Consider the following 22,239-nt stretch of genomic DNA (forward strand, 5'->3'; position numbering starts at 1 on the left):
GGTATTATAGCCTTATCGAAATGCCTGCATCGTAATTGATGCCTGGAGCAGGATTAAAATACATGTTGTTGGCCGCATTAAGGTCATTGCCCAAGCTGTAGTTCTGGTTTAAAAGGTTGTTAATGCCAAAAGAAACATCGAAAACAACTTTGCCCAAGGTAATGCTTCTTACACCCGCCCTTAAATCAACGAGATGATAACTTTTTGCAAAAAAGGTATTGGCATCATTTAATGGAATGGCCGAGGTATAATTGTGTTGAACAAAAGTATAGAAGCCTTTTTTAAGATTGAACTCCAAACTACTTACTAAGGTATGGTTTGGTATGCCCGTGAGCTTGTTTTTTGAATAATCTTGCTGTGCATTTTTAAAATTGGCAAACCTAAAATGGCTATAGGTATAACTATTACGCAGTTGTAGCCCATTTAAAAATTGGGTAGGCGTCATCTTAAGCAGCCACCATGCTGTTTGTAGTTCCGTACCCAATTGTTTGGTGCCACCGGCGTTGATAAAATATTCTATATTGTTGCTGTTGAGCCTTCTTACAATGGCATTTTTTAACTGGAAATTGAATAGGGTTGCATCTACAAAGAACCTGCGGTTGTTGGTTGCATAACGTAGGCCTCCTTCGTAGTTCCATCCGGCCTCTGCTTTAAGATTGTTGTTGATGATATTGTCCGACGATCGGACTTCGGCCAGGGTTGGCGGAGAATACCCCTTGCTGGCCGAAACCCTTAATGTGGTATTTGCTGTGAGCAGATAAGATGCGGCAAGCTTGGGCATCAACACAGCTTTAAAATCCCTTGTTTTTTTGGCCACCTCCTGTGGAAAATAGCTTTGATAGTTATAACTGAAAAGATTTAGGCTTGAGCCCAATTCTATCAATAATTGTTGATCGATATCTACATTTAAACGGATAAAGGCAAAACTTTGATTGGCAGCCAAGTGGTCTGATACCTTCATGGCACCCATTGTGCCGCTGTTATTGCCATAGTTTTTGATGTTACTGGTAGTGTTTGCACCTTCAAACCCTGCCTGCGCATTATATTTTATCCTAGCTATAGCATTATTGGTATAGTTTAAAAAAGTTCGGAAGCCGATAGTCTGTTCTTTGCGCAGCTCGTAATTGGTAATAAATGGGTTTTTAAAATCGGTATAAGAAGTAAATAAAGCTATAACATGTTTAAAGTGCTGATTAAAATTATATTGATGGGCCAAACCGCCAAAAAAAGTACGGTTATAGATACCCGCCTGTTGTTGTACAGCGCTAGGTAAAGTTGGAGTGGCCAAACGGGCTGCTTTGGGGTTGGCAGCCATCTGTATATCGGTTAAACCACCAGGGGTCTGGTAATGAAGGTCACTATACAATAAAAGCGCTTTGAGCTGTCCTTTTTGGTTATATGTCCATTGTTGGGTGGTTTGGATATATTTTCTTTTTAGGGCACTGTTTTCTCTATAGCCATTACTGCTTTGGTAGGCTTGGTTTAGGCTAAACCCATAGTTTTGGTAGTTTTGCTCCAAACTGGCACTCTGATGTAAAAGCCCGTATGCTCCAATGTTTAAGCCACCTTTAAGCTGATTGCCACCAAGGGTAGCTGAGCTGATCAGTAAAGCACCACCTGTACTGGCCCCAAAATTACTGGCCTCTGGGCCTTTATAAATCTCTATGTTGCCCAGGGCAGTAGCATCTAACAGGTTAAGGTAGGTATTACCACCAGCATCTGTTAACGGAAAATCGTCTACATAGATTTTGATGTTGCGGATCCCAAACGGCGACCTCAACAAACTGCCACGTAAAGATAAACGGTAACTACCGGGAGAACGTTCTTCCATCCTTACACCAGGTACGGTATTGATCAGGCCAACCAACGAACTTTTAGTATGGTTTTTAGCTTGATTGCTATCTATGAGGCTCACTGAACCTACCGCTCTCAGGAGTGGCTGCCGATTGTAATAACCTTTAACTATTACCTCGTTAAGTTTTTGTATGCTGTCTGTTTGTGCGTGGGCAAGGCCAGCGGCGAACAAAAAATAGAGCAATAGTTTTATCTTCATATGCTATTGTACAACTATTTTGCTGCCACTCTCCAAATGATGCCGCTTACATCATCGGCCACCAACAAAGCTCCATCTTGGACTACGGCAACACCCACAGGTTTACCATAAACTTCTTTGTTGTCTTTAACAAAGCCTGTTAAAAAATCTTCTAATTTGCCATTTGGTTTACCTTGTTTAAAAGGGATAAAGGCTACTTTGTAACCAACGAGTTCTGAACGGTTCCAAGAGCCATGTTGTCCAATGAATACGCCGCCTTGGTATTTAGCAGGGAACTTTTTAGCAGTGTAAAAGGCCAGACCCAATGATGCAGTATGCGAACCAACAGGAATATCCGGAACCAATGCCTTGGCTACGAGTTCAGGATTTTGTCCTTTTAGGCGTGGATCTTCATTCTGTCCGAAATAAGAGAAAGGCCAGCCATAAAAAGCACCTTCCTTTACACTTGTGATATAATCTGGTACCAGGTCATCGCCCAAGCCATCACGTTCGTTAACGGCTGTCCATAAGGCATTGGTGCCCGGCGCCCAAGCCATGCCCACTGGGTTGCGTAAACCACTACCGTAGGTCTTTTCGCCACTACCATCTGGATTGATTTCTATAATATTGGCTCTTCTGATTTCATTATCCAAACCACGTTCTGCGACGTTACTGCCTGAACCTACAGAAACATAAATCTTACTCTTAGCTGCATTAACAATTAAGTTTCTTGTCCAATGGTTGTTGTATCCACCAGCAGGTAGTTCTAATATTTTTTTGCCAGCGCCTTTAATCTCGGTATCACCGGTTTTATAAGGATAAACATATACTCCATCTGTATTGGCTACATAAAATGAGTTGCCTATAAACGCTGCTCCATAGGGTTGGTTAAGGCCAGTTAAAAAAGTGGTCATCAACTCTGGCTTGCCATCTTTATCTGCGTCTCTGAATAACATGATGGTGTTTACACTTTTGCCGGCAACCTCTGTTTTTGCCTTGCCCGAGATTTCGTTTGCTGCTTGTTCTACCTTGGTACGTTGCGAGTTGGAAAGTACGGCAATGACATCGCCATTTGGAGCGATAACGATGTTACGTGGGCTTTTCATGCCCTCGGCAAATCTGGTAACCACAAAGCCTTCTGGAGCGGTTGGGGTCTTGCCCTCTGGCCAAGGCACTACTTTGCTAAAATTTGTTTTACTTGCTTTGGTATCTGCCTCTGGTAGTTCTATGATGGTGCCTATACCAGTTTTTACAGTTGCTTTTGGTGTTGTTTGTGCTGTTGAGCTATGGTTTAATAAAACAAAAGCTGCCAATAAGCTTGGGGCAAGTAAGTGATTTTTCATGATGTGAAATTTTAAGGGATGAGCGTTGTATTAACACCTCTATATAAAAGTTGTTTGGGTAAATTTACAACCTGTTCAATTGCTTTTGTGTAATTTTATAGTGGCAATTATGGTGGACGAAATATGGATCCATGGCATTGGTTGTCATGGGGATGCTTCGACGAGCTCAGCATGACAAAAAGGGTGAAACATGAAGTGGGTGAAGAATAGTTAAGCCTTGATTGCAAAGGCTATGTGTGCTATGTACCTATGTGGTGTTATAAGCTATATGGAAATGCTTAGGTTAACCAAGTTGACTGTTTTCTCACCATCTCAGACACCTAAGAACAGCTTAGGATTGGGCAATATTTTGATTGGCTACATGGAGATGCTTCGCTGCGCTCAGCACAAAAAGGGTGAAACATTAAGTAGATGAAGAAAAGTTAAGCCTTGATTGCAAAGGCTATGTGTGCTATGTACCTATGTGGTGTTATAAGCTACATGGAAATGCTTAGGTTAACCAAGGTGACTGTTTTCTCACCATCTCAGACACCTAAGAACAGCTTAGGATTGGGCAATATTTTGATTGGTTACAGGGAGATGCTTCGCTGCGCTCAGCATGACAAAAAGAGTGAAACATTAAGTAGATGAAGAAAAGTTAAGCCTTGATTGCAAAGGCTATGTGTGCTATGTACCTATGTGGTGTTATAAGCTACATGGAAATGCTTAGGTTAACCAAGGTGACTGTTTTCTCACCATCTCAGACACCTAAGAACAGCTTAGGATTGGACAATATTTTGATTGGTTACAGGGAGAAGCTTTATTGGTTCGTGGGCACGAACCAATGAAAAAGTTATTTGAGCATCAGTTTCCAATAGAATAGATGTGTGGTTTCGCCCACTTTTTTAAAATGGTTTTTAACCAGTATCGCAAATGATGCAGGATTGTCTTTGGCGGTTTCAGCGAATACCGACTTTACATTTCCCTGCTTTTTGGCCCATTCTAAAACACAACCTACGGCCTCGGTCATGTAGCCATTGCCCCTAAACTGCTCGTAGGTGCCATAACCTATTTCTATTTCCCCTTCTTCATCTGGTTCACCCACAAAACAAAGATCGCCCACCATTTGCTGCTCATCTTTTAAGATAATTGTCCATAAAGTAGAAAACAGATGGTTTTTACCTGTATCTGCCACATTGGGTAGAATGGTTTCTTCCAATGCTTCCCTTAATTCTGGGGTAATTATCTTTTTTGTTGGCTTTAAATGTAGTTCTGCTTCCAGCGAATCGTCATTTTTAATGTATTTGATCAGCTGGTCGTGTGTAAGCGGTTGTAAAATGAGGCGTTGGCTAGAAATCATGTTGTATCAATTCCAGACGTCGTTTTTAGCAGTCAATATTAAAGGTACGCCATCAGTTACCATAATGGTATGCTCATGTTGTGCCACAAAGCCCCCTCTATTTCCCGTTAAGGTCCAGCCATCTTTTTCTGTATTGGCCAAGGTAGATTTTGTAGAAATAAAGGTCTCTATGGCAACAGTGGTGTTTTTTCTAAAACGCTCAAAGTTATAGCGGTCGTAAAAGCTGGCAATTTCATGTGGCTCTTCGTGTAAGCTTCTGCCCACACCATGCCCTGTAAGATTTTTGATTACTGTATAACCAGATTTTTTGGCTTCTGTTTCTATCAATCGGCCAATTTCTGCAATGCGAACACCACCTTTGATATTGTTGATCGCTTTTTTAAGGATATGTTTAGAAGCGTCTACCAGTTTCTGGTAATTGTTTACATCTTCACCAAGTACAAAAGAACCCCCATTGTCGGCCCAAAAACCATTTAATTCTGCAGAAACATCAATATTTACCAGATCACCATCTCTAAATATCCTTTTATCGTTGGGTATACCGTGCGCAATCTCGTTGTTGATACTAATACAGGTCCATCCGGGAAAGCCATAAGTTAACCTTGGCGCCGATTTTGCACCCAAATCGTTCAAGAGCTGCCCACCAAAATCATCCACCTGTTTAGTGGTCATCCCTGGTTTTACATAGTTCCTCATCTCTTTCAATGTGCTTGCTACCGCATCACTTATTTTCTGCATTCCTGCCAGTTCGGCTTGATTTGTAATTGACATCTTTAAATTATTTTTTGTTATGGATCAGGGCTATTGCCTTGTCTAAAACTTCGTCCTTATCTTCTTTTATTCCCTTTACGGTTGGTTTTACCACTACGTTGGGTACAATGCCAATCCGTTGCGTTTCTTTTCCGTTGGGGTAATATACACCAATTTGTGTAAAACCGCTAGCTAAACCACCTGGAAATGTAACTGGCATGCCCACCGTACCATCGGCACCAGCAGTTTGGCTACCAACTATGATGGTATTTGGTCTGGTGCTTAAAGCCATTACAGATAGCTCTGCCAAACTTTGGGTTTCTTCATTGATCAATACCATTAATTTGCCTTTGTAGTTATCAGCTCTGGTTTCGCCAATTCTAAGCATTTTCATATAATCGTCTGACATATAGGTGAACAGGCCAGGAGTTTCAGTGCTACCTGCGGTATATCTGGCAATTTCCATTGGAGCAGCAAAAAGATATTTTCCAATTTCCCACACAAAGTCCGATTGTTTAGGATAAGTACGCATATCAATAACCATGGCTTTGGTTTTCATGGCTACTGTCATTACTTCTTTTAATGATTTAACGTTTAACCTACCGGGATGGATATAGGCAATGTCAGTATCAATTAACTTAAAACCTGTGTCTGCTGGCGCTGCTTTTGTATAATTTCGCCTATTGTAAGGAAAACATTTTAAGGTTGTTTTTTCAGCCTTGCTATTGCGTAGGTAAGTTACCTGCATTAAGGTGTCTGTTGTACGCAAAAACTGGAGCGCTAATTTTCTCAATTGGGTAGGAAGGTTTGAAGCCGTAATATAAGGTAGTTTCTCTTTCATTAGCTGTGCCACTGGAACATTGTTGATGCTTTGGATTACTTCGCCTTTTTTAAGTGTGTTGATGCCCATTACCTCATCATTGCTATAACTTACTACTGGAGCATTGTCTACAAAAACAATTTCGATATTTGGTTTAAACGTACCGTAAAAGTTTCTGAAAGCATTATCGTAAGGAGAAATATCAGCATGCGAATCTTTGATTTCGGCAACCAATGCGGCAACAGTTAATTTGTAACCCAATTCATCTTTAGCAGTCACGAATTTTGGAACATATTCTTTTAGTACATTGCCCCAAGGTTTGTCCGTTAGGTTTTTGTAAGGTGCAAAATATTCGAAGATGTTCCAGAATTTGAATAGGCCTAATAATCGATAGCCTGCATCTGGATATTTAAAAGTGGCATAAGGTGCCTCGTTTTTAAAAATAGCTATTGGTGTTTCTGCATCGTATAGTTTTACGTAATAGTTCTCTTCAGTTCTATCGGCAATCCTGATTTGGTTCAACTGCTCAACCAAGGTCTTGCTCAGTCCAGAGGTAGTAAACCAATCAAAATTAGGTCTGTATTTGATCTGTTTAGCATCAACTGGTTTTACAGCTGCGGTTTTAAATGTACCTAGGTCGGTAATCCATTTGACTAACAGTTGGTTTCTTTCGGCATCGGTTTTAACCACAAGTATCTTAGGCATGATCCTAAAAAGTTCAAAGTCCCAATTGTAGTTTCCCTTGGCCATTACTGGGTGGTGGTATTTTAAAAAGCCCCAGATCTTGCCCAATACAGTTAGGTTGTTGACCTGCATGGGTGTTAAAGCACTCAGTTCTATTTTAGAACCTGTTGCAAATTCTTTGTCCAGGGTAGCTTTAGGTTTTTCTTTTTCGGTTTCTTTTGTCGATTGCGCGGTTACATTAAATGTAATCGATAACAAGAGCAGGACTAGGAATTTTATTTTCATATGTGGTAAGGTTAGGTTTGATTAGATTGATGGCTAAACTACCCAATTGGTTGCAAAGGTAAAGTAAATGGTTCTTTAATTAAGCTATAGTAAACTGATAAGGCATGCAAACAATGATGAAGGTAGTTTTACAGACCAGCAACAAAAAAAATGAAGGACAACCCATTTTTCTTGGAACTTAAACATATAATTAACAATCCAATGGCTATAAAATTCGTTGGTTTTTTTATCTTTAGGCGATTTTAAAATCGAGGTTATATTCATGGCCCGATCAATATTAATAAACACCAAAAAATATGTCAAATACATCGAAGATTATCTATACCAAAACAGATGAAGCGCCAATGTTGGCTACTTATTCATTATTACCCATTGTGCAAGCTTTTACCGCTTCGGCTGGTATTGATGTAGAAACCAGAGATATTTCGTTGGCAGGAAAGATCTTGGCAAACTTTCCAGAATATTTAAAAGACGACCAAAAGATTGGTGATGCCTTGACAGAACTTGGTCAACTGGCTACTACACCAGAAGCAAATATTATCAAACTGCCAAATATTTCGGCTTCAATCCCTCAGTTAACCGGGGCCATTGCCGAACTACAGGCACAAGGTTATGCAGTGCCTAATTATCCAGAAAATGCGCAGACTGATGAAGAAAAAAGCATCAAAGCGAAATATGGTAAAGTACTAGGCTCGGCAGTAAACCCTGTATTACGCGAAGGTAACTCTGATCGAAGAGCACCGAAAGCAGTTAAGAACTACGCAAAGGTAAATCCACACTCGATGGGGGCTTGGTCTGCTGATTCAAAAACACGTGTAGCCAGTATGAGCGAAGGTGATTTTTATGGTTCAGAAAAATCTACAACCGTAGCCGAAGCTGCTCAATTTAAGATCGAATTTGTTGCAGAAGACGGTGCAGTTACCGAATTGAAAGGTTTATCGCCTTTAAAAGCTGGCGAAGTGATCGATAGCTCGGCCATGAGCCTTGCTGCCCTGAAAACTTTTGTAGCCAAAGAAATTATTGAAGCAAAAGCAGCAGGAGTTTTATTGTCGGCACACTTAAAGGCCACCATGATGAAAGTTTCTGATCCAATCATCTTTGGGGCCATTGTAGAGGTTTACTTTGCAGATGTGTTTGCCAAATATGCAGATCTTTTTGCTTCATTAAATGTAGATACAAGCAATGGTTTGGGCGATGTTTATGCCAAGATAGCAGGACAGCCACAACAAGCAGAGGTTGAAGCAGCAATTGCTGCAGCAATCGCAAACGGACCAGCTTTGGCCATGGTAAACTCTGATAAAGGAATTACCAACCTGCATGTGCCATCTGATGTGATTGTTGATGCTTCGATGCCAGCAATGATCCGTACATCGGGACAGATGTGGAACAAGGACGGAAAAGCACAAGATACAATTGCCTTGATCCTGACCGTTGTTATGCTGGTGTTTATACCGCTACTATTGACGATTGTAAACAACATGGTGCTTTTGATGTAACAACAATGGGTTCGGTGCCTAACGTAGGTTTAATGGCACAAAAGGCAGAGGAATATGGTTCTCACGACAAAACTTTCCAAGCAAAGGCGAAAGGTACCATTCGTGTAACTGGTGCTGATGGAAAAGTGTTTTTTGACCAAAAAGTAGATAAAGGCGATATCTTCCGCATGTGCCAAACCAAAGATGCACCAATTCAGGATTGGGTTAAATTGGCTGTAAATAGAGCACGTTTATCGGCTACGCCAGCAGTTTTCTGGTTAGACGAAAATAGAGCACACGATAGAAGATCATTGCCAAAGTGAAAAAATACTTGGCAGATCATGATACCAACGGATTGGATATACAAATCCTCGCTCCAGTTGAGGCTACTAAATATACATTAGAAAGAATTAGAAAAGGATTAGATACCATTTCAGTAACGGGTAACGTGTTGCGTGATTACCTGACAGATCTATTCCCAATCTTAGAATTAGGGACTTCTGCTAAAATGCTTTCGATTGTGCCATTGATGAATGGCGGTGGTCTGTTCGAAACAGGCGCTGGAGGTTCTGCGCCTAAACACATCGAACAGTTTATTGAAGAAGGTTACCTACGTTGGGATTCGTTAGGCGAGTTTTTAGCACTGCAAGCTTCTTTAGAACATTTGGCACAAACACAAAATAATGCAAAAGCCCAAGTTTTGGCCGATGCACTTGACGAAGCAAACGCGTTATTCTTAGCAAATGATAAATCTCCTGGAAGAAAATTAGGAACAATAGATAACCGTGGTTCACACTTCTACTTGGCTTTATATTGGGCGCAAGAATTGGCTAAACAAACAAAAGATGCTGAGCTACAAGCTCGATTTGCACCATTGGCAAAAGCATTGAGCGAAAACGAAACTAAGATTGCTGCTGAATTGATCGGCTCGCAAGGTAAGCCACAAAACATTGGTGGTTATTACCATCCAAATGATGAGTTGGCGTTTAAAGCAATGCGTCCTAGTGAAACTTTAAATACTACTTTGGCAACATTGTAACCTAGATAATTTAATTGATAAAAGCCCAATTCTTTAAGAATTGGGCTTTTTTTTATGCCAACCATTTTTGTATTCCATCAAAACAATTACCCGATGCATTTCGTTATCTTTATATAGCAAATCGAAATATTATGAGCACAGATTCAAACAACAATTTTAAAAAAGCAACCGATAAACTCCATCCTAGTGATCTTGGAGAAACAAAAGACTTTAACGAGTTGGCTTTTGATAAGGACAAGAACAGTTATGAATTTGATGTAAAGGGTCCAGAAAAGGATTACGACCACCCTTTACCTTATGATACTTCAGCACCCAATGGTGAAGACAGCATTTCTACCTATGATGAGGCCAATCCTTATGTTGGAGATGAATACGACCTAAATGAGCAGGCCGAGAATGCATTGGAAGATTCGGCAATGCACATTGACAATACTGGCGAAAGTGTAACCTTGAGTCCTGAAGATGAGATATTGGCCCGTACCGAAGAAGACAATAGAGATGATTTGGACGAAGAAGGTTATCCAAAAAATGATACGCCTAATTTCAGCTAGCAGTTTTTAGACGAAAACTGAGAATTGCAAGTTGACTATGGATTGATATCGAGGTTAAAACGCCTGCGCAGATCTTCTATTTGTGGGTTTTTCTCTACCATGTAAGTGTATTTGTCTTTGTTGGTATAGATTCGCTTTTTCTGTGTGTTTTCTGCCTTTTTAGAGATGATCTGCAGGTCAAAATTCTTCAGTTGCGAACGAAGGAAGTTCAATAATTCTACTTTTTCGTTCTGTAGTGTGCTTTCTAAAGCAAGATTTTCTACCAATACCGTAATCTCTGTTCCGTTTATAATCGGATCATTGTTCATTAGGGTATAAAGATGGATTTTATCTTCGTCTTTTGCCTTTTGGGTATAGCTATTCCACAACGCCAAAAATTGTTCTTCAGTAAATGTTTGTCTTTCGTTACCAGAAATATATTGTGGGCCTTTTTTCTCTTCTTCGCCTTGTGCAATACGTTCCAAGTCTGTTAGAGAAGGAATCAAGGAAGCCATATTGCCTGTATTTATAGGCTGGATTTTTATGGAGCCAGTAGAGGGTTGAACCGATTTAGGTCTGGTTTCAATTGGTGGTGCAACAGTAGGTAAAGGGATATCTAAATGGTTGGGCAGGTCTTGTAGGTCCTCTTTTTCTATAAATTCTTTTAGATCGGTGATAGAAGCTGTTTGAATGTCCTTTACTTCCTGGCTTTCTACCTTTGCATTTTCTCTAATTTCCTTATTTACAGTCCCTTGACTTTCTGTCTTTTCAGATTTAACTAAAGTTTTTTTTTTATCCTGATCTAGGTCAGTTGCTGTATGGGGCTGTTGTGCAAGTTGGATTACCGATGGGATGTGGCACATCTTAATGAGCGATAATTCTACCTGTAAACGTTGGTTCTTGCTATTTTTATAGACCAAATCGCATTGATTGGCCAAATTGAGCGCAGTTAAGATAAAGCCGAGGTCGGCAGCCTTGCTTTGGCTCAGGTATTTTTGTTTGATATTTTCACTCACCTCAAGCAGTTGCACGGTTTGGGCATCTTTACCCACCAACAGGTTCCTGAAATGACTGGCTAGGCCATTGATGAAATTATTGCCATCAAAACCATTATTTAAGATTTCATTGAACAACAGTAAAGTCTGGCTCACATCTCCACTACTGAGGTAATCGGTCAGTTTGAAATAATAATCGTAATCTAAAATGTTCAGGTTATCAATTACAGACTTGTAGGTAAGGTTTTTGTTGGTGTAGCTTACAATCTGGTCAAACATCGAAAGCGCATCGCGCAAGCCTCCATCTGCCTTTTGGGCGATGATGTGTAACCCGTCATTGTCTACAGAAATATGCTCACGAACAGCAATTTTGTTCAAATGGTTGGCGATATCTTCTACTTGGATCCTGTTGAAGTCAAAAATCTGACAACGAGATAAAATGGTAGGTAAGATCTTATGCTTTTCTGTAGTAGCTAAAATGAAAATAGCATAAGATGGTGGTTCTTCCAATGTTTTTAGAAACGCATTGAATGCATTTGCCGAAAGCATATGTACCTCATCTATGATGTAGATCTTGTATTTGCCTGCTTGAGGTGGTATGCGAACCTGTTCAATTAAACTTCTGATGTCGTCAACAGAATTGTTAGAAGCGGCATCAAGCTCATGAAAGTTGAAAGAATGACCTGTTTGAAAAGAAACACAGTTTTCGCAAGTTCCACAAGCCTCTTGTTCTGGTGTAAGGTTGGTGCAATTGATGGTTTTGGCAAGGATACGGGCGCAGGTCGTTTTACCAACGCCACGGGGTCCACAAAACAGAAAAGCTTGTGCCAACTGGTTGTTTTTAATGGCATTTTTTAAGGTGCCCGTAATATGCTGTTGCCCAACTACGGTTTCAAACGTAGCCGGACGATATTTACGTGCCGAAACAATAAAATTTTCCATTGCCACGAAAATAGGAATTTTTGTTGAGGTTGGATATCGAAATTTTTGAATGTTGAAAAGTTGACCTCAACCTCCAAGATTTTTAAAAATTAGCAGTTGCTTAGGTAGACCACCGTTTTTTGATTTGGAAGAAGGAAATGCTGGCAATGAGCATCAAAAAAGGAAAAACATAATCATCAATAGGGCAGGTGGTGCCGGCAGAACCGGTAAAATTGCCATAATTACCTAGTTTATACTTGGAGCTGCTAGAACCAGATCCCGTTTTAATGTAACAACCACTAGAAGAAACCTGGTTCCAAGTAAAACAAGGATAGGTTGACATGTCAGCTTGGGCTGTCCACTCAGAATATTGAGCGCTGTATCCCTTATAGGTGGGTAGTCCATTATAGCTTGATAAAGCTTGTTGATAGACACGATAAGGAGAGGTAGTGGTCATACAGCCGTTACCAGCAACTGGTTGTGCATGGGCGGTGAAGTACAACAGGCAAATGACGCCGGTTAATGTAATGGTTATTGATTTCATCATATGAGAGCGGTATAAATGTAATCATAAAATTAATTTAAAGAATAAATTGTTGCATTTTAGTTAATGCTACGACTGACCATTAAGCGTTTGAGCCACTCTGGTTTGACCTGATGGTTATTGATTCAGAAACGGAGATGTACTTTTGCTAATCAGCTAGCTTTAAACTAAGCAGAGATTGGGTACCTTTTTCTAATGACTTGGAATGAAATGCCAGCAATTAAGATGGCTAAAGGGAAAACATAATCGTCTATTGGGCAATTGGTGCCTGCAAAACCAGTAAAATTACCATAGTTGCCCAATACGTAGTTTGAAGAGCCTGAAGACATTTGGATGTAGCAACCATTTGCAGCTGTTTGTGTCCATTTGAAACAAGGATATGCTGTAATGTCGTATTGGGTGGTCCATTCAGAATATTGGGTTGCATAACCTTTATAGGCAGGTTTGTTGCTATAAGTGCCAAGATATTGTTGATATACCCGATTTGGACTAGTTGTTGTCATACAACCATTGCCCACCATGGGTTGCGCTTTTGCCTCAAGGCAAAAGAAACAGATGATGCAGGTCGTTATACAGGTTATAATTTTCAAAATAGGTAGAGATAAAAATAAGCCTTTACTAAAGTTAACTAATAATATTGGGTACTTTAAAAATTATTAATTAGTTTAACCATAAAGAATTGTAATTCTCTTATAACGAAAATTATGCAGTTAAATTTTCTTTTTAGTTTAATGTTGCCTTGATTTGACAAAAGGTCAAAACCCTTCTTTGCAGCATCGTTATTTTGTCGGATATGTGATAAGGATATTGTGTAATGCTTTCAATTGTCAGGACTTAAGATATTTTCTAATTAAAGGTTTGATTTTTAGATTTATATTGCTACATTTGCATCCCGTTTTATAGGACGGAAATTAAATTTTAAATAACATTAAATAACAAAGATGAATCAGTACGAAACTGTTATCGTTCTTACCCCGTTGTTATCAGAAGATGTTGCGAAAGAGGCTTTAGCTAAATTCAAAGGCATTATTACTGATAGCGGAGCCGAAATTATCGCTGAAGATAATTGGGGTTTGAGAAAATTAGCGTATCCGATTGAAAAAAAAGCAAGCGGATTTTTCCACCTTACAGAATACAAAGCTGGAGGGGAATTAATTAACAAGTTAGAGCTAGAATTGAAACGCGACGAGCGTGTTTTACGTTTCTTAACTGTAAGATTAGATCGCCATGCGATTGCTTATAGCGAGAAAAAACGCAGTGGTGCTTTTAACAAAAAACCTAAGAAAGAGGAGGCTGGAGCATAATGGCAAAGGATCAAATACAATATGTTACCGCTCCAAAAGTGGACGATAACAGAAAAAAATATTGCCGTTTTAGAAAAAATGGTATTAAATATATCGATTACAAAGACGCAAACTTCTTGTTAAAATTCATCAATGACCAAGGTAAGATCTTACCTCGCCGTTTAACTGGTACTTCATTGAAATTTCAACGTAAAGTGGCTCAGGCGGTTAAACGTGCACGTCACATCGGTTTGTTACCTTTCGTTACTGACCAATTAAAATAAGCGCAGAGAATGGAAATTATTTTGAAACAAGATATCAAATCACTAGGTGAAAAAGATGATATCGTTACAGTAAAACCAGGTTATGGTCGTAATTATCTAATTCCACAAGGTTTTGGACAATTGGCTACACCATCTGCTAAAAAAGTATTGGCAGAGAACTTAAAGCAAGCTGCTTTTAAACAAGATAAAATTAAGAAAGATGCTGAAGGCATTGCTGAACGTTTAACTGATGTTAAATTGAGCATTGGTGCTAAAGCTGGCGAAACAGGTAAGATTTTTGGTGCAGTAAACACGATTATGATTGCTGATGCATTAAAAGCTAAAGGTTTTGATGTAGACCGTCGTCGTATTACTTTCGAAACTGAACCTAAAATGGTTGGCGAATATGTAGCTAACTTGAACTTGCACAAAGAAGTGAAAGTTAAGGTTGCTTTCGAAGTAGTAGCTGAATAATTTATCTACTTAGATATTAAAAACCGTTCTCGAAATCCGAGAACGGTTTTTTTATGTCTTCAAATTAATGAAAAAGCGATTGTCACCCTGAGTTTGTTGAAGGGTCTTCAGAGACAACAGCTAGATTCTTCGTTTCACTCAGCATGACAAAGCAAAGAAAAATTATTTTTCAATTAGACTTAACCATTGCTCAATTACTGATCGTAGGTCATTTTCTTTTGCCTTAAGATCGGCCAAGTCTTTAAAAGTGATCATCCTTCTACCATCTGTATACTTACCTTCCAATATTCCTGATTTATCCTCAACTTTTGCACCTGTTGGAAAAACAAGCATGATCCTACCTTTGTGCAGGTTGCAAACCAAAAGGTCTCTTTTGTATTCCTTAGGGTCAAATGGGGCCATTTCTCCTTTGTAATAAAAACTCGGACTGTTCCATTTGATTTGTTCGCCAATTTCGGGATCGATACCCAAGATAAAGTTCCTCAAATAAGCAATAGTAGCTCTTATACTGTCATCAAGTTGATTGAGGTATGTACTTACTTGTTCCTGTTCGGTTAACTTAGCCATTTTATGATCCTTTAAAATCCAATCCTTGTTTTGCCAAAGCTGTTCTCAGTACAGGAATGGTACTTGGCCCAACGCCGTGTAAAGCCAAGATCTGCTTAGTGGTATAGCTTGTCAATTGCGCTAACGAAATAATGCCCTGATTGGTTAAAGCTCTTCGCGCCGGAGCGCTCAATAGTGCTAAAAAGCCTGTTTCAGGTTTCAATTCATTTTCGCAAATAGGGCAGGTAGGGCAATCGCTCGATTTATAGAAGCGATGTCCTTTAGTGCAGATTTTTAGCATTTTTGTTGAAGCCATACCATTTGAACTGAAGTACAATACAAACTTACAAATTGCTGTCTCAAATCAACAGGTATAAACGAGACAATAGATAGTCGTAGACAGGAAATCTAATGGTAAACAGGTTCTGGTAAGTCGAAAAAATTACTTTTGGTTTTGTTTAACAGTGTTGTTAAAAGCCTAAAGTTCTGTTCTTCGGGTTTAAGGTCTATGTATTTTGCGATAATGGATCGGTGTCGATATAAGATGATGGTGTTATTTACCTCTGGATTGATCTTGTTGAGGTCGACTTCGCTTTCTTTGTCGTGCATTGAAGGCACAAACGTTAAAGCGATGTATTTTAAGTCCAGTTCTTTTCCTATGTGCTCCAATTCTTTTTGTCTTTGTTCCTTCTGATAGCCATTTTCATTTCCATATACAAAATATACCTTTAAGTATTTGCTACGCATGGCACTTTCCTGTTCTAAGAAAACTAACCATTTCTTGATGTCGTTCCAATTGGGTTTATTGCCCACAAAGTAGACCAGGCCATGGTAACGACCATATTTGCATACCGGACAAGTTCTGGTCCCTTTATCTGGGCCCCAAGCATGGAAAGGGGTGAATGATGGATTGTCTTCTCCAACCTGAAGTCCGGATGTTTTTGATTTGAGATTGCCCTTTGGATAGTTTGGGATATTGAGCCCCAAGATGATGTTATGTTCTGCGATCTGTAGCTCCCCGGCTAATAAAATCCTCAGAATGCCACTGCCACCTCGGTTTTCAAATGGTTTTTTCTTCTGCTTTGGAATGAGCAAAGGATCGTCATCAAAAACGAGCTCATCAATATAGTATTCATTGAGTTGAGGCTCTTTAATGGCCAAATGGATATGGGCTGGTTCAGATCGATCTGGATAGGTTGCAGGTCGAATGGTATAAATAGCATACTTGCCATCTTTATCGGTCTTTACCCAGCCTCGGATGTGTCCATGTCTTAAAGCGCTTTTATCTAAGTTTGGTCTAGGCGAATAGTACCCATTGTTATCTGTTTGCCAATAGTAGATGATGGTATTGGGTGCAGGGGTTTGGCCATCAATTTGGTAAGCGATGCCCGTAACCAATAGTTTTTGACCTTTTTCTGCCCATCCTGCACTCGTGTCTGTGTTGTTGATCTGTTTGGGTAGACCTACATATAGGAGCTCACAACCATCGCAGGTGCCACCAACCAGATTATTGTTGGCTGGTTTAACTGTTGTTTGCGATTGTCCGTTGCAAGTGCTGAAAAGAAGTAGGATGGAGACAATGAGTGGGTAGTCGATTTTTTTGAGGAGTTTCATGGGGATCGGTTTTTGTACAAAACTCTAATCCATAAGTTGATGGTGCAAACCAAATAGGTTATCCTGATGAGCTATTGGGTTGAGTGGAGGAGTTGCTTATATGATTGTGCATAGTTCCTGCTTAACCTTACTGTTTCTCCAGTGCTGAGAAGGAGGTCATAATCGCCATTTAACCTCGATTTGTAGGAAACCACTTTGTTGATATTGATCACGGTTGACTTGTGTACCCTGATGAACTGTTGCGGGTCTAATTTGTCGGACATAGACTTCAAGGTTTCTGTATGAAGATGGCTGTTTTCTGCGGTATGGATGGCAATGTAAGGAGCCGAAGCAGCGATGAACAGAATATCCTCTACCGGAATGGTAATGTAGTTTCTTCCCATATTGACTGTTATTTTTTGAAGAAAGGGAATTGGAAGATTACTTGATGGATATGGAGTTTTTCTATAGCTAAAGATCAGGGCGGCGGATCCATATATCAGGATGTATTTGTAAAGGTCTTCGGATAGGGTATAATTTAAGGTGGCTAAAATGCTGTAGGTATGATCGAAAAATAAAGCCGATAAGATCCAGACTACAATAGGAAACAATAACAGATGTAGGATTGACGGGAGAACGACCGAAAGCAAGACAACTACTGCTTTGTTGCACTTTGGGTGTAGATAGGTTTTTAAGGATTTAGATTGGATAAGTAAAAGAGGGAGAAACAAGAACCAAAAAGACTTGAACAAGAGCGACTCTGAAAAGTAAAAATTGTAGTTGTTGAAATTAGAATGGAGAAAGTCTTGAAAAATGGTGAAAACAATAATGAATGCCACTACCAATAACAATTGTGTTTTAAGGTTTTCGCTATTGAAGATCTGTTGTTTTATTTTAACCATTGCCCTAAAAATGTATAAAACAATTGTGCTATCTTCAAAAATAGGAAAATCATCACGAATTAAATACTTTATTTACCTTTGTAGCAATGGCAAAAAGAAAAGCGAAACCTACAAACCAAACTAAGCGACCTCTATTTAAAAGGATCGGCCTTATTGCAGGTAAGGTATTGTTGTGGTTTTTCTTGTTCAGTGTAATCTGGGTTTTGGCCTATCGGTTTATCAATCCGCCAATTACCTTATTAATGGTCCAACGAAATTGGGAGCGCAAAGATGCCGATAAACCTGGTAAAATAGAAAAGAAGTGGGTGAAGTTTGAGGATATTTCTGACAACATGAAAAGGGCCGCAGTGTCTGCAGAAGACCAACTGTTTTTGCAGCACATGGGTTTTGATATCAAGGCCATTGAAAAAGCCTATGCCAGTAATGCCAAAGGGAAAAAGGTAAAGGGTGGAAGCACCATCTCACAACAGACGGCTAAAAATGTGTTTCTTTGGCCGGGAAGGTCATACATCAGAAAGGCATTTGAAGCTTATTTTACCTTATTGATCGAGCTACTTTGGAGCAAAGAGCGGATTTTAGAAGTCTATTTGAATGTAATAGAAATGGGCGATGGGATTTATGGAGCAGAAGCTGCAGCCCAGACGTATTACCACAAGTCGTGTACCAAATTAACCAGAAGCGAAGCCGCATTAATTGCGGCCTGTTTTCCTAATCCTTTGCGTTGGACCCCTAAAAGACCAACCGGTTATATCAGACACCGTCAATATTTGATCATGAGGAATATGCAAAGGTTAGGCCCACTTGATTTTTAGATAAGAGTTGAAAGTTAAAAGTGTAAACTTTCAACTTTTAACCTTCAACTTTGAACTCTAAACCTTTCTAATCATGGTCCTTATTCCATCTGATTTTGAGCTTTCCGTCTTCTTCTATTGCTTTGAGATGTAAAACAATACCTTTCATCCTAGCCAATTGTTTTTCTTCCTTATCGGTAATCTTTTCGTCCTTTTTAGGGTTTCTTAAAGGGATGTCCATTGCAATGTTTGTTCCATTACTCAGCCCATAAACACCTTTTACGTTAAAATTCAACACGCTAGAATTAACCTGCATGGGGCTGATGTTGATCTTGTCGCCGTTTAAAGTCAATGTTCCATCTAATTTTTCGATGGCAATGTTAGATAAGTCCCGGTTCGGGAAAGCAAACTTGCCAACTTTTTCTATAGGCTCAAAACCGACCAAGGCAGCATTGCTCAAATTGAAGATGACCTGTCCGTACATTGACCTTTTTACAATGTCGCCCTTTTCTGTAATGCTGCCAGAAGCATTTACTTTAGCAGAGAGGTAACCCTTCAAGTTTTTGTTGGTGATGGAGGTTTGTCCAAAGTTGTCGAAAGCATAAAAGAAATCCTTTACACTTACCTTGCTGATTGACCGAATTGATCACAAACTTGTTGATGGCACCAGATTGTTTGATGTTTCCTGTCAAGTTCAGACTTCCACCTGCATGGTTTACATTGATCTTATTGAAATATACCCCATCTCCCAATAAAGAAATACTGGCATTGAGGTTGGTGGCTACAAAACGATTGTAGATGGCCTTGTTAACGGTTAATTGGATGTTCATTTTTGAAGCTTCCAATACCGCATTCAGTTGGTCTGATACTTCTTTAATGGAGTTTTTGGTTGGTGGTTTTCGTTTTACTGATTTTCTTGGCCCTAAAAAGGACATAAACTCACTTAATGACAGTTGTGGACTATTCAGTTTAAGGTCGACCAAGTCTTCTCAGGGTCAGTATAATAGAAGTTTAGAAAATTCTGGATCGAGCAATTCATATTCAATATACTTTTGCCCAATTGGAACCTGCTATTGGTAATGTTGAGGTCTTTTTGGTTAAAGTTGAGTGTCAACGAACTGTTCACCAATTTCATGTTTCGCGGTACATAAGTAATATCGGCATTTTTGATCACCACATTGCCTGATAAGATAGGTTTGGTAAATCTAAAATTATCGATGTCTGCTTTGCAGTATAACCTTACATCGGCCGTGCCATTTTTAAAATTAAAGGTTTCGCCACCAATAGAACTGTTCAGTTTCTCTAAAGGAAACTGTGACGTTACAAAACCAGCGGCAAGTGGTTTGGCCAAATTGGTGATCGCAAAAGTGTCTACCTTGAGTGGCGCATTGTAATAATCGCCTGTTAGGGCATAAAAACGAATGGCCGAATTTTCATCGCCTATGGCTTTGCCTACAGTATCTCTATTGGTAAAGGTTCCTGTAAAATTACATTGGGTCAATTGGCCCGAAGGGAAGGTAACCGTATTGTTTTTAACCGTCATGCGTACATCGATCAAAGGATCTGTGCCATTTTTATGTCCGTCGTCTATAATGTGTCCAACAACAGCTATTGGTTCATCTATGGCAAACTTTAAGAGCTTCGACGAAATATTTGGAGCCAAAAGGAGAGAGATGTTCTTGTACAAGATTTTATCGGCCCTTACATCAATGGCAAAAGCCGATTCGTTTTTGGCAAGGTCTATTTTGGCGCCGATATAAAAATCATCACCTCCAATCTTTAGCTTTTCTTGATCAATGGTTACTACTTTTGTTTCGTTATTGTAGTGGGCAATCAAGGTGCCTTCAAGTGTTTTGTCTTTTAAAAAACTTCCCTTTCTGGTGTTAAAGGCAAAGCTTTTGATGGCTGTTTTAAGCTTAAGGTTCCCATTCCATCCAGAATCAGGATAATCAATTTTGCCTTTCAGTTCATCTACCAAAAAATGGAAAAGTTTAAATCTTCTCTGGTTGTCTACGGTTAGGTTTACATTATTAAAATCTACACGTCTGATTTGGAAGGCTGTTTGGTCTTTTTTGCTTTTGGATTTTGTAGCATTGTTAGATTTGAACATGCTGGTATTGCTGTAGCCAGTACTGTCTGTGTACACATAAATGCCTGCGTTGTTGATCCCAATTTTGTTGATTTTGATGTCGCCTGCAATCAGTGAGAAGATATTTAGGGATACGTCAATATCATCCGCATTTAAAAGGTCGTGTTTGTGTTGTGCCCATAAACTGTCTCTAAGCTGTACCTTTTTTAACGATACAGAAACCCCCGGAAAACCTCTCAACAGCGTCGTTTCCATGCTATTGACCTGTATCTTGCCATTAACGTTCTGGTTTAGCTGCTTAAGGATTGTAGCCAGTATTTTTTGGTTGTTATGATTGATATAGTAGGCGGCACCGAGCCATACCAAAATGATAAGTATAACCATAGCGGCTAATACTTTGAGGGAAATTTTGAGCCAACGCGACATAGATAGGTTTTTGATGTTATTAAATATAACAAAAAAAATCCCTTAATGTTTAGTAGAATAAGATCAGGCGTTTAACTGTTCGGCAAAAATAGAGCTATGCCAGCTATCTGCAATGGCTACTTCCCACTTCTGTTCGTATTCTTCCAGTGTTTGTACCAGGTTATTGAATACAATGGTCTGTGGAGTGATTTTTTTGATGGTGATCAGCGTTTCAAAGTCCTCTTTGCTGTTTACATGTACCTCGCCATCTATTTTGTAGGCCATATTAAACCTGTTGAAAAGATCTACACCGTAGGTATTTTCAATTTCTTTGATGACTCTTACCGAAGCATCGATAGAGCAGCCAGTGGCCGAAGCCGCATCTTGATCTACAATCAGAACGATGAAAAAACGGTAAGGTAGCTCAGCTTTGGCATTGAGCTGATGTCCATGTGCTTTCCATTGCGCTGTAAAAGCATTTAGTTTACCTTGTATTTCTTCAGCCTCGGTTGTGGTAAACTGACGACTACTTTGGTAAATCCAAACTTTAGATTGTGGAGAAAAAATCATAACCAAATTTACCATTTTATTTAAATTAGGTTCGTTAAATATATTCGCTGATGAAAAAGTTTACATTGAACTTAAAAAAGTGTGTTCTCTTTTCTGCTTTCCTTACCTTCTTTGTGTTTTCGGGTTTTGACATCCCTGAAGACCATACCGTAATTATACAGAACCTGCTCAACAAATATTACGATAATGAAGCCCAAGGTAAAGAGCTCAAACGAATTGAACTGAATGTTACCAACACAGGTTTTTGTAGGTATCGTAAAGTATATAACAGCGGAAAAGTTGAATATTATGCCTTTAACCTGTCGCGGTTTAAGACCTTGGATTATTATGGCAATGCAGAAAAAGGTGAGCTTTATCTGCGCACCAAAAACGACGATGTAATTGTACAGATACCGTAACGACCGCAAGGGCGAAATCGATTCTACCACAACCTATATGGTTATTCCCTTAAAAAATATAGATGTAGAACAGTTGAATGCTTTGGGCGAAAGTTTGAGAAGTGTCAATAGTTTAACCTTATCGGCTAACAAATAAGCTTTTTATAGCAAAACACTTATCTTTGCAGC

At 39.4% G+C, this 22,239-nt stretch carries 23 protein-coding genes and 1 pseudogene; 8 read left to right on the forward strand and 16 right to left on the reverse strand.

Annotated elements, in window-relative coordinates:
* Window positions 1-4: 4 nt before the first annotated feature.
* From ACFJIZ_RS21665 to ACFJIZ_RS21685, 5 genes are all read right to left on the reverse strand, one after another.
* The gene (locus tag ACFJIZ_RS21665) at window positions 5-2,053 is read right to left on the reverse strand and encodes a TonB-dependent receptor (RefSeq protein ID WP_379089007.1); all 2,049 of its coding nucleotides are present in this window, start codon (window positions 2,051-2,053) and stop codon (window positions 5-7) included.
* Window positions 2,054-2,067: 14 nt separating this feature from the next.
* Window positions 2,068-3,375 (reverse strand): PQQ-dependent sugar dehydrogenase, encoded by a 1,308-nt coding sequence (locus ACFJIZ_RS21670; protein ID WP_379089009.1) that lies wholly within the window; start codon window positions 3,373-3,375, stop codon window positions 2,068-2,070.
* Between the two features lie 832 nt (window positions 3,376-4,207).
* A complete protein-coding gene (locus ACFJIZ_RS21675; protein WP_379089012.1) occupies window positions 4,208-4,714 on the reverse strand; it encodes a GNAT family N-acetyltransferase in 507 nt (168 codons plus the stop codon).
* A gap of 6 nt (window positions 4,715-4,720) precedes the next feature.
* Complete coding sequence (gene map, locus ACFJIZ_RS21680) at window positions 4,721-5,485, reverse strand: type I methionyl aminopeptidase (RefSeq protein ID WP_379089014.1); 765 nt, start codon at window positions 5,483-5,485, stop codon at window positions 4,721-4,723.
* 7 nt (window positions 5,486-5,492) lie between these two features.
* A complete protein-coding gene (locus tag ACFJIZ_RS21685) occupies window positions 5,493-7,253 on the reverse strand; it encodes a S41 family peptidase (protein ID WP_379089017.1) in 1,761 nt (586 codons plus the stop codon).
* A gap of 344 nt (window positions 7,254-7,597) precedes the next feature.
* Here ACFJIZ_RS21685 and ACFJIZ_RS21690 point away from each other — a divergent pair.
* Window positions 7,598-9,767: pseudogene (locus ACFJIZ_RS21690) on the forward strand (NADP-dependent isocitrate dehydrogenase).
* A 131-nt stretch (window positions 9,768-9,898) separates the two neighbouring features.
* Complete coding sequence (locus ACFJIZ_RS21695) at window positions 9,899-10,318, forward strand: hypothetical protein (protein WP_379089020.1); 420 nt, start codon at window positions 9,899-9,901, stop codon at window positions 10,316-10,318.
* A 35-nt stretch (window positions 10,319-10,353) separates the two neighbouring features.
* Here ACFJIZ_RS21695 and ACFJIZ_RS21700 read toward each other — a convergent pair whose 3' ends face one another.
* From ACFJIZ_RS21700 to ACFJIZ_RS21710, 3 genes are all read right to left on the reverse strand, one after another.
* A complete protein-coding gene (locus ACFJIZ_RS21700; protein ID WP_379089022.1) occupies window positions 10,354-12,234 on the reverse strand; it encodes a DNA polymerase III subunit gamma/tau in 1,881 nt (626 codons plus the stop codon).
* Between the two features lie 100 nt (window positions 12,235-12,334).
* Window positions 12,335-12,760: a hypothetical protein gene (locus ACFJIZ_RS21705; protein ID WP_379089025.1), complete on the reverse strand. Its 426-nt coding sequence runs from the start codon at window positions 12,758-12,760 to the stop codon at window positions 12,335-12,337.
* A gap of 164 nt (window positions 12,761-12,924) precedes the next feature.
* Window positions 12,925-13,347 (reverse strand): hypothetical protein, encoded by a 423-nt coding sequence (locus ACFJIZ_RS21710; RefSeq protein ID WP_379089028.1) that lies wholly within the window; start codon window positions 13,345-13,347, stop codon window positions 12,925-12,927.
* A 351-nt stretch (window positions 13,348-13,698) separates the two neighbouring features.
* On the opposite strand from ACFJIZ_RS21710, the gene rpsF reads away from it, so the two are divergent.
* From rpsF to rplI, 3 genes are read left to right on the forward strand one after another with little or no spacing between them, the layout of a single operon-like run.
* A complete protein-coding gene (gene rpsF, locus ACFJIZ_RS21715; RefSeq protein ID WP_379089031.1) occupies window positions 13,699-14,061 on the forward strand; it encodes a 30S ribosomal protein S6 in 363 nt (120 codons plus the stop codon).
* Entirely contained in the window at window positions 14,061-14,324 is a 264-nt protein-coding gene (gene rpsR, locus ACFJIZ_RS21720; protein ID WP_055132310.1) for a 30S ribosomal protein S18, read from the forward strand. Before rpsF ends, rpsR begins: the two co-directional genes overlap by 1 nt.
* Before the next feature lie 9 nt (window positions 14,325-14,333).
* Window positions 14,334-14,777 (forward strand): 50S ribosomal protein L9, encoded by a 444-nt coding sequence (rplI, locus tag ACFJIZ_RS21725; RefSeq protein WP_055132309.1) that lies wholly within the window; start codon window positions 14,334-14,336, stop codon window positions 14,775-14,777.
* A gap of 162 nt (window positions 14,778-14,939) precedes the next feature.
* On the opposite strand, the gene ACFJIZ_RS21730 is transcribed toward rplI, so the two are convergent.
* The 4 genes from ACFJIZ_RS21730 to ACFJIZ_RS21745 all read right to left on the reverse strand — a co-directional run bounded on the left by ACFJIZ_RS21730 (window position 14,940) and on the right by ACFJIZ_RS21745 (window position 17,818).
* Window positions 14,940-15,344: a DUF1801 domain-containing protein gene (locus tag ACFJIZ_RS21730; protein ID WP_379089035.1), complete on the reverse strand. Its 405-nt coding sequence runs from the start codon at window positions 15,342-15,344 to the stop codon at window positions 14,940-14,942.
* A 1-nt stretch (window position 15,345) separates the two neighbouring features.
* Entirely contained in the window at window positions 15,346-15,639 is a 294-nt protein-coding gene (locus ACFJIZ_RS21735) for an RNA polymerase alpha subunit C-terminal domain-containing protein (RefSeq protein WP_379089038.1), read from the reverse strand.
* Between the two features lie 92 nt (window positions 15,640-15,731).
* Window positions 15,732-16,937: a hypothetical protein gene (locus tag ACFJIZ_RS21740; RefSeq protein ID WP_379089041.1), complete on the reverse strand. Its 1,206-nt coding sequence runs from the start codon at window positions 16,935-16,937 to the stop codon at window positions 15,732-15,734.
* Window positions 16,938-17,008: 71 nt separating this feature from the next.
* Complete coding sequence (locus ACFJIZ_RS21745; RefSeq protein WP_379089044.1) at window positions 17,009-17,818, reverse strand: LytR/AlgR family response regulator transcription factor; 810 nt, start codon at window positions 17,816-17,818, stop codon at window positions 17,009-17,011.
* Between the two features lie 86 nt (window positions 17,819-17,904).
* On the opposite strand from ACFJIZ_RS21745, the gene mtgA reads away from it, so the two are divergent.
* The gene (mtgA, locus tag ACFJIZ_RS21750) at window positions 17,905-18,630 is read left to right on the forward strand and encodes a monofunctional biosynthetic peptidoglycan transglycosylase (protein ID WP_379089047.1); all 726 of its coding nucleotides are present in this window, start codon (window positions 17,905-17,907) and stop codon (window positions 18,628-18,630) included.
* A 67-nt stretch (window positions 18,631-18,697) separates the two neighbouring features.
* Here the strand turns inward: mtgA and ACFJIZ_RS21755 are convergent, their stop codons facing one another.
* The 4 genes from ACFJIZ_RS21755 to ACFJIZ_RS21770 all read right to left on the reverse strand — a co-directional run bounded on the left by ACFJIZ_RS21755 (window position 18,698) and on the right by ACFJIZ_RS21770 (window position 21,688).
* On the reverse strand, window positions 18,698-19,168 hold the full coding sequence (locus ACFJIZ_RS21755) for a hypothetical protein (RefSeq protein ID WP_379089050.1): 471 nt from the start codon (window positions 19,166-19,168) through the stop codon (window positions 18,698-18,700).
* A complete protein-coding gene (locus tag ACFJIZ_RS21760; RefSeq protein WP_379089053.1) occupies window positions 19,146-19,592 on the reverse strand; it encodes a hypothetical protein in 447 nt (148 codons plus the stop codon). Before ACFJIZ_RS21760 ends, ACFJIZ_RS21755 begins: the two co-directional genes overlap by 23 nt.
* Window positions 19,574-21,082 carry an AsmA family protein gene (locus ACFJIZ_RS21765; RefSeq protein WP_379089056.1) on the reverse strand — a complete coding sequence of 503 codons (1,509 nt, stop codon included), beginning with the start codon at window positions 21,080-21,082 and terminating at the stop codon, window positions 19,574-19,576. Before ACFJIZ_RS21765 ends, ACFJIZ_RS21760 begins: the two co-directional genes overlap by 19 nt.
* Window positions 21,083-21,187: 105 nt before the next feature.
* Window positions 21,188-21,688 carry an ABC transporter ATPase gene (locus ACFJIZ_RS21770; protein WP_379089058.1) on the reverse strand — a complete coding sequence of 167 codons (501 nt, stop codon included), beginning with the start codon at window positions 21,686-21,688 and terminating at the stop codon, window positions 21,188-21,190.
* A gap of 35 nt (window positions 21,689-21,723) precedes the next feature.
* Here ACFJIZ_RS21770 and ACFJIZ_RS21775 point away from each other — a divergent pair, with 35 nt between their 5' ends.
* Entirely contained in the window at window positions 21,724-22,071 is a 348-nt protein-coding gene (locus tag ACFJIZ_RS21775) for a hypothetical protein (protein ID WP_379089061.1), read from the forward strand.
* A complete protein-coding gene (locus ACFJIZ_RS21780) occupies window positions 22,055-22,207 on the forward strand; it encodes a hypothetical protein (RefSeq protein ID WP_379089064.1) in 153 nt (50 codons plus the stop codon). Before ACFJIZ_RS21775 ends, ACFJIZ_RS21780 begins: the two co-directional genes overlap by 17 nt.
* Window positions 22,208-22,239: the final 32 nt, after the last annotated feature.

The sequence above is a fragment of the Pedobacter sp. UC225_65 genome (genome assembly GCF_042698365.1).
GTDB lineage: Bacteria > Bacteroidota > Bacteroidia > Sphingobacteriales > Sphingobacteriaceae > Pedobacter.